Genomic DNA, 14,567 nt, shown 5'->3' with positions numbered 1-14,567 from the left:
TCGCAGGGCCGCGCGAACGGGCTCAGCGGGGCGCTGGACCGCCCCAGGGGTTCGCCGGGGGCTGCTGCTGGTCTGGGCGTGGCCCGACGCCGTACTGGCCGCCGTACTGGCCGTGGGGGTCGGGCTGCACGCGCCCCTGCCCGTACGGTGCCGGCGGCTGCTGCTGTGGCTGCTGTGGTGCCTGCGGCTGGATCGTCGAGGGCGGGACCGCGTCGGCGGGTCGGACGGTGCCCGGCATCCCCGGGGTCGTCGACGAGCCACGTCCGCGGCGCGGCCGACCGAGCCAGAGCCAAGCTGCCGTGGCGGTCGCCAGGAGCATCACGGTGAACGGCAGACCGTTCTGCAGCGGCCGCGTGAGCACGTCGATGACGAGCTGGGAGCCGCCGGCGGTGGCCGCTCCGAACGAGCCGGTGAACACCCCGACGAGCATCAGGGCCACCGTGCCCGCGGCGCCGGCGAGGACCACGCGGAGCAGGAGCCTCGGCAGCGGGCTGCGGCGGTCGATCGGCGTCAGGAACGCCAGGGCCAGGAACGCGCCGACGTAGTACGGGAACGGAGCCACGAAGACCCCGGTCGTGAAGCTGCCGAGCAGGCTCGTGCCGGCGCCGTAGTGCCGGAACGGACTGACCACGAGCGAGGTGCCGAGCAGCCCGAAGAGCCCGGACACGAACTCGACGAGCACCAGGGCCACCACGGCGATGAGCGCACCGGCCGTGTTCGTCACCGAGGCGCCGGGCGCGAAGGCCCGGCGGGGGTCGGCCGGGGCACGGGGCGGCCGCGGCGGGGCGTACGGCGCGCCGGCACCGGGCTGACGCCCGTACTGCGGCACGCCGCCCTGCTGCGGCGGCACCGGGCCGCCGGGCTGCTGGGCACCCGGGCCGGGCGGTGCGGGCTGGGACCAGCCCGCACCGTAGTACCCACGCTGCTGCTGCGGGTCGCCCGGGTTCGACACGTCAGTTCCCCAGGATCACGGAGCCGTCGGAGCCGTCGGCGTCGTCGGTCGACTCCTCCGTCGGCGTGGCGGGAGCGCTGATGCTCGGCGACGAGACCCGGCGGGAGCGCGAGCGCCCCTGTCCGGGCTGCTTCGGCTCCGGGAGCGCCTGGAGCACCGAGTCGAGCAGGGACTCGGCGTCCGGGGCGACCGCGCGGGGCTCGCGCTTGGGCGCCGCGGCGATCGGGATGTCCAGGATCGCCACGGTGTTGTCGGTCGGCGTCACGGTGGCGCTCGAGCTCACGCGACGGCGGGCCGGGGCCTTCGCCTTCGGTGCGGCTGCGGGCTCGGTGACGGCCGGAGCAGCGACCTTCGGCGCGCGCGCCTCGGGCTCGACGATCACGGCGGGCTCAGCGATGACCGACGACCCAGACGGGTCCGACTGCTCGGCAGCGGGTGCCTGCAGTGCATCGGTGGCCCGAGCGTCGGCAGCGGCCTGCTGGTCGCCGCCCTGCTGGTCTCCGCTCTGCGGCTCTGCCCCGCGGCCGCCACGGCCACGGCGACGACGCTTCGAACCGGTCGGCTGCTCGCCACCCGTGCTGTCCGGGCCGGTCGACGCGTCGGCCGACGACGGTGCCGTGGCCTCCGTCGCGGTCGCGGTCACGGCAGCTGCTGCGGCCTCTTGTTCGTCGTGCGAGAGGGTCGAGGCGGCGATCCGCGACAGCGCGTTCTTCACGTCGTCGGTGATCTGGTGCGCCTGGCCGGAGGCACCGTTCGACGACCCCGAGGAACCGGAGTTCCCCTTGCCACCGTTGCCGTTGCCGTTGCCGTTGCCATTGCCGTTGTCGGATCGGCCGTTCTCGTTGCCGTTCCCGCCGCGGCCCTTGCGACGGCCCTTGCTCGGGCCCGGGTCGGCGTTGTTGTCGTTGATCTTGGCGTTGACCTCGTCGAGGGACTCGCGCAGGCCGACACCGATCTTCTTGCGGGTCATCTGCACGAGGCCGAGCGAGGTGATCTCGGCGACCTGGTGCTTCGTGCGGTCACGGCTCAGGCACTCGACCAGGCGGCGGAGCACGAGGTCGCGGTTCTCCTCGAGCACCATGTCGATGAAGTCGACGACGATGATGCCGCCGATGTCGCGCAGGCGGAGCTGGCGGACGAGCTCCTCGGCGGCCTCGAGGTTGTTCTTCGTGACCGTCTCTTCGAGGTTGCCCCCGGAACCGACGAACTTGCCGGTGTTGACGTCGACGACCGTCATGGCCTCGGTGCGGTCGATGACGAGCGAACCACCGGAGGGCAGCCAGACCTTGCGGTCGAGCGCCTTGTCGATCTGCTCGTTGAGGCGGAACTCCTCGAAGGAGTCCGGGCCCTCGTAGCGGACGACGCGGTCCTTGAGGTCCGGGGCGACGGCCGACAGGTACTCGTCGATGGTGCCGCCGGCGGCCTCGCCGTCGATGATCAGCTTCGTGAAGTCCTCGTTGAAGACGTCGCGGACGATCTTGATGAGCAGGTCGGGCTCGGAGTGCAGCATGACCGGGGCGTGACCACCGGCGACCTTCTTCTGGATGGCCTCCCACTGGCTGGTCAGGCGCTGCACGTCGCGGGTGAGCTGCTCCTCGGTCGCGCCCTCGGCGGCGGTGCGCACGATGACGCCCGCGTGCTCCGGCAGGACCTCCTTCAGGATCTTCTTCAGTCGGGCACGCTCGGTGTCCGGCAGCTTGCGCGAGATCCCGTTCATCGAGCCGTTCGGCACGTAGACCAGGTAGCGACCCGGCAGCGAGATCTGGCTGGTGAGGCGGGCACCCTTGTGGCCGACCGGGTCCTTCGTGACCTGCACGAGGACCTTGTCGCCCGGCTTGAGCGCTGCTTCGATGCGGCGACCGTGGTTGCCGGTCTCGACGGAGTTCCAGTCGACCTCACCGGCGTAGAGCACGGCGTTGCGGCCACGACCGATGTCGACGAACGCCGCCTCCATCGAGGGCAGGACGTTCTGCACCTTGCCGAGGTAGACGTTGCCGATGAGCGACACGTTCTCGGACTTGGTGATGTAGTGCTCGGCGAGGATGCCGTCCTCGAGCACGCCGATCTCGATCGTCGACGAGCTGGAGCGGACGATCATCTGGCGGTCGACGCTCTCGCGGCGAGCGAGGAACTCGTCCTCGCTGACCACCTGACGGCGGCGTCCGGCATCGCGGCCGTCACGACGACGCTGCTTCTTCGCCTCGAGCCGGGTCGAGCCCTTGATGCGCTGCGGCTCGGTGATGAGCTCCGGCTCGCGGCGGCGCGGCTCCTGGTGGTCGCGCGGCTCGCGGGCCTCGCGGTCGGCGCTCGAACCACGGCGACGCGAGCGACGGCGCGAGCCGCCCTGGTCGTCGCGGTCGTCGCGGTCGTCACGGTCGCGGTCGCGGTCGCGGTCGAAGCGGTCCTCGCGGTCGTAGCGGTCGTCCTCGTCGCGGTCACGGTCGCGGTCACGATCGCGCTCGAACCGGGGCGCGCGCTGCGGCAGCTCCGGCAGCACCGGCGCGTGGAAGATCAGGCTGAGCGTGCTCGTGGCCTTCGGCACGAACGGCTCGTCGGCGGGTGCGGCGTCGTCGCTCGCCTCGGCCGTCGGTGCGGCGTCGGCCGGACGGGAGGCGCGGTCCGCGTCCGCCCCGTCGGTCGCGGTGGCCGACCGGTCGCCCGTCACGACCGGCAGGTCACCGGTCAGCGTGCTCCCGTCGTGCGGCTCGGCACCGCTGTCGGCGACGGCCTCGACCGCGACGGAGACCGCCCCGGTGTCGGTCTGCTCGACGGGCGACGCGGGCGAGGCCGGAGAGTCGGGCGAGTCCGGCGAACCGGGAGAGTCCGGCGAACCGGCCGACGCGACGCTGGCCGCGGGACGGGCGTCAGCGCCGCCCGTCAGCGCGAGGGTCTCGTCGGCGTGGGGTGCCTGCTCGGCGCCCCCACGGGCCTCCTGGCCGGACGACCGGGCGCGGCGACCGCCGAACAGGCGGCTCCGGCGCTTCGGCGCGTTCTCGTCGTTGGTCGTGTTGTCGTTGTTCTGCTCCACCATGGACTGGTGCACTCCTCGGCCCCACTCGCACCCTTTCGGGTGGCGGGAATTCTGTGTCGTGGCGGGCGGCGTCGACGCCCCCGCGCTCGCTGTCTCGTGATCGGTCCGCGTCAACTTCTCGTTGCGTCCGCGCCCGTTCCGGTCCGGGCACCCGGCCCGTTCCGGCTCGGCATCGGAGTGACGCTGCCCGACCACAGTGCGCTCTCACCGCACCGGATCGTCCGGGTTCGGCCCGGTGGGGCGTCACTCGGAAAGCTCTCTTCGGTGTGCGGTTGGCCGCACGACCTCCAGGCATTATCGCATGCCGCACCCGGAAAGCACCGGAACCCGCATGCGATGATGACCGCGTGACCGCGTCTGCACCTGCCCCCCGTCGTCCGATCGCGATGGCGGTCTTCCTGCTCGTCACCGGGATCGTCGGCCTGTTCGGCTCGTTCCGGCTCGTCCTCGACGAGTTCACGAAGTACGAGAACCCGAAGGCCGTCCTGAGCTGTGACGTGAACCCGTTCATCAACTGCTCCGACGTGATGGCCAGCTGGCAGGGGCACCTGTTCGGGTTCCCGAACCCGCTGCTCGGCGTCATGGGGTTCGTCGCCCCGATCGCGGTCGCCGTGCTGCTGCTCGCTGGGTTCCGGAACGGTTCGCGCTGGTTCTGGATCGTCTTCAACGCCGGTGTCTTCCTGGCGTGGGTGTTCGTGACCTGGTTGTTCACGCAGACCGTGTTCGTCATCGGCGCGCTGTGCCCGTGGTGCATGCTCGTCTGGTCGATGACGATCCCGATGTTCTGGGTGTTCACGATCTGGAACACGGCCCAGGGTCGCTTCGGCGCCGGGGCACAGCGTGTCGGGCGGTCGCTCCTGCCCTTCAGCTGGGCGTTCGCGCTGGCGAACTACCTGGTCATCATCGTCACGATCATCATCAAGTTCCCCGCGGTCCTCACCAGCTTCTGAGCCGTCCCCGCTGCCCCTACGCTCGGGATCGATGAGCGAGATCGAGAGCACCAGGGCGCGCCGGGACGCCGCACGGGAACGTGCGCGAGCGGCACGGGCGGCGGAGCAGTCGCGCCGTCGTCGCCTCCGCACACTCGGCATCAGCGGGATCATCGTCGGGGGCCTCGCGGTGGTCGCGGTGGTCGTCCTGGTCATCGCGAACTCCGTGCAGCCCGCCGGACCGGGTCCGCGGAACACGGCGAGCGACGGCGTCCTGCTCACCGGGGTGCACGGCAGGATCGCGCCCGTCGAGACGCGAGCGGTGCCCGACGGCGGGACCCCGACGCCGACCGAGCAGGACCGCTCGAAGACCGCGATCACGATCTACGCGGACTACATGTGCCCGTACTGCAACCAGTTCGAGACGGCCCAGATGCCCCGGATCCGGCAGTGGGTGGAGGACGGAACCGCCACCCTCGAGCTGCACCCGCTCGGGCTGCTCGACCGCGTGTCGCTCGGATCGCGGTACTCCACCCGCTCGGCCGCGGCTGCCGCGTGCGTCGCGGACCACGACCCGGACGCGTTCCTGGCCTTCAACAGCTCGCTCTACGACCACCAGCCCTCGGAGAGCACGCGCGGACTCACGAACGACGAGTTGGCGTCCCTCGCGCACGAAGCCGGGGCGACGGACCCGGCCGTGACACCGTGCATCACCCGGCAGGACTTCGCCGGGTGGGTCGCCGACGCCACGAACCGGGCGATGAACGACCCGGTGCCGAACTCGTCGCTCGACGGGATCACGAGCACGCCGACGATCATCGTCGACGGCGAGCAGTACAACGCGGACGGCGCGGCGTCCCTCGCCGACGTCGACGCGTTCGCGGCCTTCGTCCGGGAGCACGGCGGGACGTCCTAGCCGTGCCCCCCCCCCCCCCCTCACGACGAACGGCCCCCGCTCCCGGATGGGAGCGAGGGCCGTCGGTCGTGCGGGGAGTGCTACTTCGCCGCGGCGTCGATCGCGGTGATGACGGTGCTCAGGTCGTCCAGGCGCTTGCCGTCGACGACGATCGTCGGCGTGCCGAAGCCCTGCGTGCCCGCGAGCGCCTCGTTCGTGGTGACGGCCTGCGTCGACTTCGTCACCCAGCCCTTGAACTGCTCGGACGACAGGCACTGGGACAGGTCCGAACCGGTCGCGCCGCCCGCCTTGACGAGCTTCGCGATCTCGGAGTTGGTCAGGCCCTTGGTGCCCTCGGCCGGCTGGTTCTCGAAGAACTGCGTCTGCACGTCGAGGAACTTGTCCGGTGCGTAGTTCGCCACGCACATGGCGGCGTTCGCGGCACGGCTGGCGTAGCGGGAGCCCGCGTAGCTGCGGTCCAGGATCGACACCGGCTGGATCGCCAGGGTCGCGTCACCCGACTTCACCTTGTCGAGGATCTGGTCGGAGTAGGCCGCCTCGAACTGCTTGCAGACCGGGCAGGCCCAGTCGACGTACTCGGTGACCGTCACGGCACCGTCGCTGTTCGCCGTCGGGACCGGCGAGGCCGAGCCCGTCGGGGAGACGGCCGGCGTGGTCACCGGGGTGACCTTGCCGTCCTGGCCGGTGAACTGGATCGCGCCGGTGGCCATGTTCTTCGGCCCGGCTGCGGACACCACGGGCGCGTTGTTCACGTTCACCACGACGATCGCGATGATCGCGGCGATCGCCACGATGCCCAGGCCGATGCCGCCCTGCAGGAACCACTTGTTGCGGCGCTTGCGGCGCTTCTCGGCGTCCGCGCGCTGGCGTGCGACCTCTCGGGCGTGCTGACGCCGCTCGTTCTTGGTGGGTCGGTCGTTGTTCGTCACGTCGTCCCCGTCGCTCAGGCGAACCAGAGCGCGAGCTCGCGCGCGGCCGACTCAGGGCTGTCCGAACCGTGGACCAGGTTCTGCTGCACCTTGAGGCCCCAGTCGCGGCCCAGGTCACCACGGATGGTGCCGGGCGCGGCCGAGGTCGGGTCGGTGGTGCCGGCGAGCGAGCGGAAGCCCGCGATCGCACCGTTGCCGGCGACGCGCACGGCGACGACGGGACCGGACTGCATGAACTCGACGAGCGGCTCGAAGAACGGCTTGCCCTGGTGCTCCTCGTAGTGCGCGTCGAGCAGGTCGCGCGGTGCGGTGAGCATCTTCAGGTCGACGAGCTCGTAGCCCTTCGCCTCGATCCGGCGGAGGATCTCACCGGTCAGCTGGCGGGCGACGCCGTCGGGCTTGACGAGGACGAGGGTCTCTTCGAAGTCGGACACGCAGTACTCCCTGTGTTCGGGGTCGAATGTGGTGGTCAGTCCTCGCCCATGGCCGCTCGGCGCGCGGCGTTCTGACGGTCCAGTTGACCGCCCTTGACGAAGCAGAAGACCCACAGCGCCACGAACACCACGGCGACCGCGAACATGAACGGTTCGATGAACCCGGTGGCGAGGATGGCCGCCTGCAGCAGCCACCCGAACCATACACCGGCCCGGTTGCCCGTCAGACGTGAGGCAGCTGCGAGGACGATGATCGCGCCGATGCCCCCGCCGAAGGCCGCGGCGGGCGGCAGCGTGCCCTTGCCGAAGACGACGAGCATGGGGAAGAAGAACATGATCGCCTCGAGCACGAGCGTGATCGAGAGCAGGCTCTCCTGCGCCCCGCGTTCGCGGCGCGGCTTCCGGGTGCGCGGTGCGCGGCCCGGCCGGGAGGTGGGCCCACGCGAGCCGGTTCCAGACGACCGCGGAGCTTGCGGAGAGGTCGGCTGGCCGTGCTCGTGGGGACGTGGTGCGTCCGTCACTTCGCCTCGCCTTCGCGGTGCACGAGGTCCATGACCGCGCCCACCATCACGATGGAGCCCGCGACGAGCACGAGGGCGTCCTCGGCGTCCGCCTCGTCGGCCAGGCTGCGCGCTTCCTGCAGTGCGGACGCCAGGGACGGCTCGACGACGACGCGGTCCTCGCCGACCTCGTCGACGACGACCCGGGCGAACTCGTCCGCGTCGAGCGCTCGCTCCCCCGGCGGCTGCGTCACGACGAACGTCGCGACGGTGTCCTTGAGCGCGCGGACGAACCCGCGGGCGTCCTTGTCGCCGAGGATCCCGACGACGCCGACGACGTGCTCGGACGGGAACGCCACCGGCAGGGCATCGGCCAGGGCCTTCGCACCGTGCGGGTTGTGCGCGGCGTCGACGACGACGGTCGGGTCGGTCGCGATGGGCTGCAGGCGGCCGGGGCTGGTCGTGCCGGCGATGCCCTCGGACAGGACGTCCTCGTCGAGGGCCTGGGCCCCGCGACCGAGGAACGACTCGACCGCCGCGATCGCCACGGCGGCGTTCTCGGCCTGGTGCCGGCCGAACAGCGGGAGGAACAGGTCGTCGTAGCGGCCGGCGATGCCCTGCACGGTGATGAGCTGTCCCCCCACGGCCGGGGTGACGTCGACGACGCTGAATCCTCCCTGCAAGCTCGGACTGCCCGCCGCTCCGCGACGGTCAGTGACCGGCTCGAAGGGGCCCATGCCTTCAACAGCCAGGGTGGACTCGGTGAGCTCGGCGGCACGCTCGAGTTCGGCGAGGGCCTCGGGGACCTGCCGACTCGACACCACGGCGGACGACGGCTTGACGATGCCCGACTTGGTGCGGGCGATCTCGGCCACGGTGGCACCGAGCTGCTTCGCGTGGTCGATGGCGATCGGCGTGAACACCGACACCTGGCTCTGCACGACGTTGGTGGAGTCCCACTCGCCGCCCATGCCGACCTCGATCACGGCGACGTCCACCGGGGCCTCGGCGAAGCACGCCAGGGCGAGGACCGTGAGCGCCTCGAAGAACGTCAGCGGGAGTTCGCCCTTGTCGGCGAGCTCGCGGTCGGTGATCTCGAGCACCGGGGCGATGTCGTCCCAGTTCTCGACGAACCGGTCGGCCGCGATCGGCTGGCCGTCGACCACGATGCGCTCCCGGATCGACACCAGGTGCGGGCTCGTCATCAGGCCGGTCCGCAGACCGTGGGCCCGGACGATGCTCTCGATGGTGCGCGCGGTCGACGTCTTGCCGTTCGTGCCCGTCACGTGGATCACCGGGTACGCCAGGTGCGGGTCGCCGAGCAGCTCGACGGCCCGACGGGTGGCGGTCAGACGGTGCTCGGGGGCCTGTTCGCCGATGCGGGCGTACAGGGCGGCCTCGACGCGCCGGACCTCGTCGTCGTCGCCGCCGTAGGGCACGGCGTCGGCCGAAGCGTCGCCGGAGGGGCCGACCGGGATCCGGACGCCGTCCTCACTGCGCCCGTCAACACCGTGACCGTCGAGCTCGTCGTGTCCGACGAACTCCTCGTTCGCCTCGTGGTCGTCGTACTGGTCGTCGTCACTCATGCGCGTGCTACCTCCACGGATACCTTCGCACCGTCACCGACGTCGGTGGTGGTGTCGTGCGCCCCGAGGGGCACGATCTCGACGCTCGTCGCCAGGGTCTCCCCCGCGATGAGTTCCTGGTGCGCGCGGACCGCGCCGTCGGCCGTGTCGTCCACCCGGAGGGTCAGGGCGATGCGGTCGCTGACGTCGAGGTCGGCGTCACGGCGAGCCTGCTGGACGGCGCGGACGACGTCGCGCGCGAGCCCCTCCGCCTCGAGCTCGGGCGTGGTCACGGTGTCGAGCACCACGAAGCCGCCCTCGTCGAGGAACGCCACGGCCACCGAGGCGTCGGCCACGGTGAGGTCGAGCGAGTACTCGCCGTCGATCAGGTCGACGCCGCCGACGGTGACGCCGGAGTCGGTCGCGGTCCAGTCGCCCTTCTTGGCGGCCGGGATCACCTGCTGCACCTGCTTGCCGATGCGCGGGCCGGCGACGCGGGCATTCACGGTGAGCTTCCGCTCGATGCCGTACTGCGCCAGCGATTCCTCGGCCTGGGCCTCGAGCACCACGCGCTTGACGTTGAGCTCGTCACGCAGGATGTCGGCGAACGGTTCGACCGCGGCCGGATCCGGTACCACCAGCGTCAGTGTGGCGAGGGGCAGGCGGACGCGCTTGCCGGTGGCCTTGCGGAGTGCCAGGCCCTTCGAGGCGACGTCGCGCACGCGGTCCATCGCGTCGACGAGCGCGTCGTCGGCCGGGAACTCGTCGGGGTCCGGGAAGTCCGTCAGGTGGACGCTCCGCCCGCCGGTCAGGCCCTTCCAGATCTCCTCGGTGACGAGGGGCGCGAGCGGGGCCGCGACCCGGGTCAGGGTCTCGAGCACGGTGTACAGCGTGTCGAACGCCGCGCGGGTCTCGGCCCCGGCGTCCGCGTCGGCCCCGGTCCAGAACTTGTCGCGCGAGCGGCGGACGTACCAGTTCGTGAGCACGTCGGCGAAGTCGCGGACGGCCTGGGCTGCGAGCGGGGTGTCGAGCGCGTCGAAGTGCGTCCGGACGTCGGTGACGAGGACCCGGGTCTTCGCGAGCAGGTAGCGGTCGAGCACGTCGGTCGAGTCGGTCCGGCGCTGGGCCCGGTACCCGTCGGGGCCCGAGGCGTTCGCGTACAGGGTGAAGAAGTAGTACGTCGACCACAGCGGCAGCATGAACTCGCGGACGCCCTGGCGGATGCCCTCCTCGGTGACGACGAGGTTGCCGCCGCGGATCACCGACGAGGACATCAGGAACCAGCGCATGGCGTCGGCGCCGTCGCGGTCGAAGACCTCGGAGACGTCCGGGTAGTTCCGGAGCGACTTCGACATCTTCTGGCCGTCCGAGCCGAGGACGATGCCGTGGCTGATGACGTTCTGGAACGCCGGCCGGTCGAACAGCGCGGTGGAGAGCACGTGCATGACGTAGAACCAGCCGCGCGTCTGCCCGATGTACTCGACGATGAAGTCGGCCGGGCTGTGCGACTCGAACCACGCAGCGTTCTCGAACGGGTAGTGCACCTGGGCGTACGGCATCGAGCCGGAGTCGAACCACACGTCGAACACGTCGGTGATCCGGCGCATCGTCGAGTTGCCCGTCGGGTCGTCGGGGTTCGGCCGCGTCAGGTCGTCGATGAACGGCCGGTGCAGGTCCACTTCGCCCTCGGCGTTCACCGGCAGGCGACCGAAGTCGCGCTCGATGTCGGCGAGCGAGCCGTACACGTCGGTGCGCGGGTACTCGGGGTCGTCGGACTGCCACACCGGGATCGGCGTGCCGAAGTATCGGTTGCGCGAGACCGACCAGTCGATGGCGTTGCCCACCCACTTGCCGAACTGGCCGTCCTTGACGTTGTCGGGCACCCAGTTGATGTCCTGGTTGAGCTGGCCCATGCGGTCGCGGAGCTCGGTGACGCGGACGAACCACGACGAGACGGCCTTGTAGATGAGGGGCTTCCGGCACCGCCAGCAGTGCGGGTAGCTGTGCTCGTAGGACGCCTGGCGGAGCAGTCGGCCGGCGTCGCGGACCGCCTTGGTCAGCGGCTTGTTCGCGTCCGACCAGAGCAGGCCGGCGACCTCGCCGAACTGCGACGTGAAGACGCCGCCCTCGTCCAGCGACAGCACGACGGGGATGCCGGCCGCGGCGCAGACCTCCTGGTCGTCGGCACCGTACGCCGGGGCCTGGTGCACGATGCCGGTGCCCTCACCGGTCTCGACGTACTCGGCGACCAGTACTCGCCAAGCGTTCTCGTACCCTTCCTGGTCGGCTAGGAAGTCGAACAGCCGCTCGTACTCGACGCCGTCGAGCTCGGTGCCCGTCAGCGTGCGCGCGACGGCGGCGAGCGCCTCGTCACCCGAGGCGTAGCCGAGCTCCTTCGCGTGCGCGGCCACGGTGTCCGACGCGAGCAGGTAGGAGACGGAACCGGCGTCGGCACCGTCAGCCGCGCCTCCAGGCCCTGCCGGGACGACCGCGTACGCGATCTCCGGACCGACTGCCAACGCGGCGTTCGTCGGGAGGGTCCAGGGGGTCGTCGTCCAGGCGAGCGCCCGCACACCGGTCAGGTCGAGCGCGGAAGCGCGGTCGCCGTGCAGCGGGAACGAGACCGTGACGGACTGGTCCTGGCGCATCTTGTAGACGTCGTCGTCCATGCGCAGCTCGTGGTTGGACAGCGGCGTCTGGTCGTTCCAGCAGTACGGCAGGACCCGGAAGCCCTCGTACGCCAGGCCCTTGTCCCAGAGCTGCTTCCAGGCCCAGAGCACGCTCTCCATGAAGGTGACGTCGAGGGTCTTGTAGTCGTCCTCGAAGTCGACCCAGCGCGCCTGGCGGGTGACGTACTCCTGCCACTCGTCGGTGTACTGCAGCACGGACTTCTTGGCGGCGGCGTTGAAGACGTCGATGCCCATGGCGTCGATCTCGTGCTTCTCGGTGATGCCGAGCTGCCGCATCGCCTCGAGCTCGGCGGGCAGGCCGTGGGTGTCCCAGCCGAAGCGGCGGTGCACCTGCTTGCCGCGCATGGTCTGGTAGCGCGGGAAGACGTCCTTGGCGTACCCGGTCAGCAGGTGCCCGTAGTGCGGCAGGCCGTTGGCGAAGGGCGGGCCGTCGTAGAAGGTCCACTCCGGGCAGCCCTGTCGCGCGTCGATGGACGCCTGGAACGTGTCGTCGCGCTTCCAGAAGGCGAGGATGCCCCGCTCGACGGCGGGGAAGCTCGGCGAGGGGACGACGCCATCGGCGTCGGCGTTCAACGGGTACGGCACCGGGACTCCTTGTGGGTTCGCTCGATCTCCACGAGGACGGAAACAGGTTCCGCGGTACCACCTCGTTTGCCGCCCAACGTGCGCTGTGCGACCACTCTGTGTCGGGGGTGGTGACGGTCCCGAACCCGCCCGGTTCTACTGACGGAGCCGCTGGTGCGCTCCGCGTTCTTCCGGAAGCTCCCCGGTGATGGCCGGATCGACGCTCTTGGAACACGACTTTACCGGACGGGAGCATGCTTGAGTGATGCCCGCAGAAGAACGCCCCGAGTCACTCGTCACCGTCCTGATCGCGTTCGGGGCGAACCTGCTCGTCGCGATCGCGAAGACGGTCGCCTCGCTCGTCTCGGGTTCGGCCTCGATGGTGGCCGAGGCGGCGCACTCCTGGGCCGACACCGGCAACGAGGTGTTCCTGCTCGTCGCGGAACGACGGGGCGGCAAGAAGCGGGACACCGCGCACCCGCTCGGGTACGGACGCGAGACGTACATCTGGTCGATGTTCGCCGCGTTCGGCCTGTTCACGGCCGGTGCGATCGTCTCGATCTACCACGGCATCTCGGAGTTCGGGGACACCGGGCCGGCCGAGGACGTCGTCCTCAACTACGTCGTGCTCGGGGTCGCGTTCCTGCTCGAGGGCACGAGCTTCCTGCAGGCGTACCGGCAGGCGCACGGCGCCGCGACGAAGCGCAAGGTCCCGGTGCTGCGGCACGTGCTGCAGTCGTCGAACCCGACGCTCCGCGCGGTGTTCGCCGAGGACGCGGCGGCGCTGATCGGCCTGGTCGTGGCGTTCCTCGGGGTGTTCCTGCACCAGGTCACCGGGCTGGCGGTCTTCGACGCGCTCGGCTCCATCGCGATCGGTGTGCTGCTCGGGGTCGTCGCGATCATCCTGATCGACCGCAACCGCCGGTTCCTGCTCGGCGAGAGCACGTCGCCCGAGCTCGAGAACGCGGTGCTCGTCGAGCTGCTGGGCCGGTCGCAGGTCGAGCGGGTCACCTACCTGCACCTGGAGTTCGTGGGGCCGTCGCGGGTGTACCTCGTCGCGGCCGTCGACCTGACGGGCAACGAGACCGAGGAGCACGTGGCGGTGCGGTTGCGCGACGTCGAGCAGTCGCTCGAGGACAGCCCCTACATCGAGGAGGCCGTCCTCACCCTGAGCTACCCGGGCGACGAGTCGCTGGTGCCGACCGACGGCGACGTGCCCGAGGTCGTGCGGGACGGCACGGCTTCGGACGTGGCGTCCGGTGGCGCGGGGACCCTGCGCACGGAGTGAGCGTCGACTGGGTGGGTGGCCGGCGGCGGGGTTCGTGTCGCAAGACGCCGGTGTGTCAGCAAGACGCCGCCATGTGCTCGAGACGCCGCCGGTTTCAGCGGCGTCTCGCCGTCGAGGCGGCGTCAGGTGAAGACGCCGGCGCGTCAGCGGGCGTCGAGGCCCGCGACCACCGGGGTGAGTGCCGCCGCGACGTACTCGACGAGCGCACGGCGGCCGACCCCGTCGGTGACCCACACCCCGAACGCCGCGGCGGCGGCACCGAGCATCGCGCCGGACACCGTCTGCGGCCAGAGTGAGCGCGCCTGCTCCCCCGTGCGGCCCGCGACGAAGGCGGCGACGGCCTCGTGCTGCGCCGTCACCCGGACCGCGACGCCCGCCACCAGCTCGGGCCCGATGCCCATGACCTCGGCCTGCGCAACGGCCCACGGCACCCGCTCGGGGTCGTGGGCACGGGCTGCTGCGAGCAGCGCCTGCTCGACGGCCCGGACGACGCTCGGCTCGGTCGAGGCCGCGAGGTACCCGGGCAGACCGGCGACGGCGGCGTCGAGCTCGAGCCACATCACGTCGGCCTTCGCCGGGAAGTAGTTGAAGAACGTCGCGCGGCTGACCCCGGCGCGAGCGGCGATCTGGTCGACCGTGGTGCGTCCGTACCCCTGCTCGAGGAAGAGCTCGGCGGCGGCGTCCGCGAGCACCTCGGCGCTCGAGCGTCGGGGTCGGCCACCGCGGCGGATCGGTTCGTCCATGGGCCCCAGTAAACCGCTAGACTCGG

General features: G+C 71.0%; 11 protein-coding genes. 3 read left to right on the top strand and 8 right to left on the bottom strand.

Going from position 1 to position 14,567, the window contains the following annotated elements:
* Positions 1 to 22: 22 nt before the first annotated feature.
* Together DEJ29_RS05640 and DEJ29_RS05635 are read right to left on the bottom strand one after the other, a co-directional pair.
* A complete protein-coding gene (locus tag DEJ29_RS05640; protein ID WP_111096111.1) occupies positions 23 to 952 on the bottom strand; it encodes a hypothetical protein in 930 nt (309 codons plus the stop codon).
* 1 nt (position 953) lies between these two features.
* Positions 954 to 3,983 (bottom strand): Rne/Rng family ribonuclease, encoded by a 3,030-nt coding sequence (locus DEJ29_RS05635; RefSeq protein ID WP_181438303.1) that lies wholly within the window; start codon positions 3,981 to 3,983, stop codon positions 954 to 956.
* Between the two features lie 347 nt (positions 3,984 to 4,330).
* On the opposite strand from DEJ29_RS05635, the gene DEJ29_RS05630 reads away from it, so the two are divergent.
* Positions 4,331 to 4,933, top strand: a complete 603-nt coding sequence (locus DEJ29_RS05630; protein WP_244993419.1) for a vitamin K epoxide reductase family protein — start codon at positions 4,331 to 4,333, stop codon at positions 4,931 to 4,933.
* Between the two features lie 31 nt (positions 4,934 to 4,964).
* Positions 4,965 to 5,828 (top strand): DsbA family protein, encoded by an 864-nt coding sequence (locus tag DEJ29_RS05625; protein WP_111096110.1) that lies wholly within the window; start codon positions 4,965 to 4,967, stop codon positions 5,826 to 5,828.
* Between the two features lie 80 nt (positions 5,829 to 5,908).
* Here DEJ29_RS05625 and DEJ29_RS05620 read toward each other — a convergent pair whose 3' ends face one another.
* Genes DEJ29_RS05620 through ileS form a run of 5 tightly spaced genes read right to left on the bottom strand, consistent with a single transcriptional unit; the run spans position 5,909 to position 12,531 of the window.
* Positions 5,909 to 6,757 carry a DsbA family protein gene (locus tag DEJ29_RS05620; RefSeq protein WP_111039262.1) on the bottom strand — a complete coding sequence of 283 codons (849 nt, stop codon included), beginning with the start codon at positions 6,755 to 6,757 and terminating at the stop codon, positions 5,909 to 5,911.
* A gap of 14 nt (positions 6,758 to 6,771) precedes the next feature.
* Positions 6,772 to 7,191 (bottom strand): nucleoside-diphosphate kinase, encoded by a 420-nt coding sequence (ndk, locus tag DEJ29_RS05615; RefSeq protein WP_017885984.1) that lies wholly within the window; start codon positions 7,189 to 7,191, stop codon positions 6,772 to 6,774.
* A 35-nt stretch (positions 7,192 to 7,226) separates the two neighbouring features.
* Positions 7,227 to 7,712, bottom strand: coding sequence for a DUF4233 domain-containing protein (locus DEJ29_RS05610; RefSeq protein WP_146248368.1), 486 nt, complete (start codon positions 7,710 to 7,712; stop codon positions 7,227 to 7,229).
* Entirely contained in the window at positions 7,709 to 9,277 is a 1,569-nt protein-coding gene (locus DEJ29_RS05605) for a bifunctional folylpolyglutamate synthase/dihydrofolate synthase (protein WP_181438234.1), read from the bottom strand. Before DEJ29_RS05605 ends, DEJ29_RS05610 begins: the two co-directional genes overlap by 4 nt.
* Positions 9,274 to 12,531, bottom strand: coding sequence for an isoleucine--tRNA ligase (ileS, locus tag DEJ29_RS05600; RefSeq protein ID WP_111095434.1), 3,258 nt, complete (start codon positions 12,529 to 12,531; stop codon positions 9,274 to 9,276). The genes DEJ29_RS05605 and ileS overlap by 4 nt, the downstream gene beginning before the upstream one ends.
* Positions 12,532 to 12,775: 244 nt before the next feature.
* Between ileS and DEJ29_RS05595 the strand changes: the two genes are divergently transcribed.
* Positions 12,776 to 13,798 carry a cation diffusion facilitator family transporter gene (locus DEJ29_RS05595; protein WP_111095435.1) on the top strand — a complete coding sequence of 341 codons (1,023 nt, stop codon included), beginning with the start codon at positions 12,776 to 12,778 and terminating at the stop codon, positions 13,796 to 13,798.
* Between the two features lie 143 nt (positions 13,799 to 13,941).
* Here the strand turns inward: DEJ29_RS05595 and DEJ29_RS05590 are convergent, their stop codons facing one another.
* A complete protein-coding gene (locus DEJ29_RS05590) occupies positions 13,942 to 14,541 on the bottom strand; it encodes an acyl-CoA-like ligand-binding transcription factor (protein WP_110864855.1) in 600 nt (199 codons plus the stop codon).
* Positions 14,542 to 14,567 lie beyond the last annotated feature (26 nt).

Origin of the sequence: Curtobacterium sp. MCPF17_021 (assembly GCF_003234605.2) — a bacterium.
Taxonomy (GTDB): domain Bacteria; phylum Actinomycetota; class Actinomycetes; order Actinomycetales; family Microbacteriaceae; genus Curtobacterium; species Curtobacterium flaccumfaciens.
Note: the sequence above shows the minus strand (reverse complement) of the source record. Positions and strands in the feature narration are given on the sequence as shown.

Excerpts from the sequence above, each read along its gene's own strand:
- DEJ29_RS05590 (WP_110864855.1), bottom strand. The coding sequence starts at position 14,541 with ATGGACGAACCGATCCGCCGCGGTGGCCGACCCCGACGCTCGAGCGCC.
- DEJ29_RS05625 (WP_111096110.1), top strand. The coding sequence starts at position 4,965 with ATGAGCGAGATCGAGAGCACCAGGGCGCGCCGGGACGCCGCACGGGAA.
- DEJ29_RS05605 (WP_181438234.1), bottom strand. The coding sequence starts at position 9,277 with ATGAGTGACGACGACCAGTACGACGACCACGAGGCGAACGAGGAGTTC.
- DEJ29_RS05595 (WP_111095435.1), top strand. The coding sequence starts at position 12,776 with ATGCCCGCAGAAGAACGCCCCGAGTCACTCGTCACCGTCCTGATCGCG.
- DEJ29_RS05635 (WP_181438303.1), bottom strand. The coding sequence starts at position 3,983 with ATGGTGGAGCAGAACAACGACAACACGACCAACGACGAGAACGCGCCG.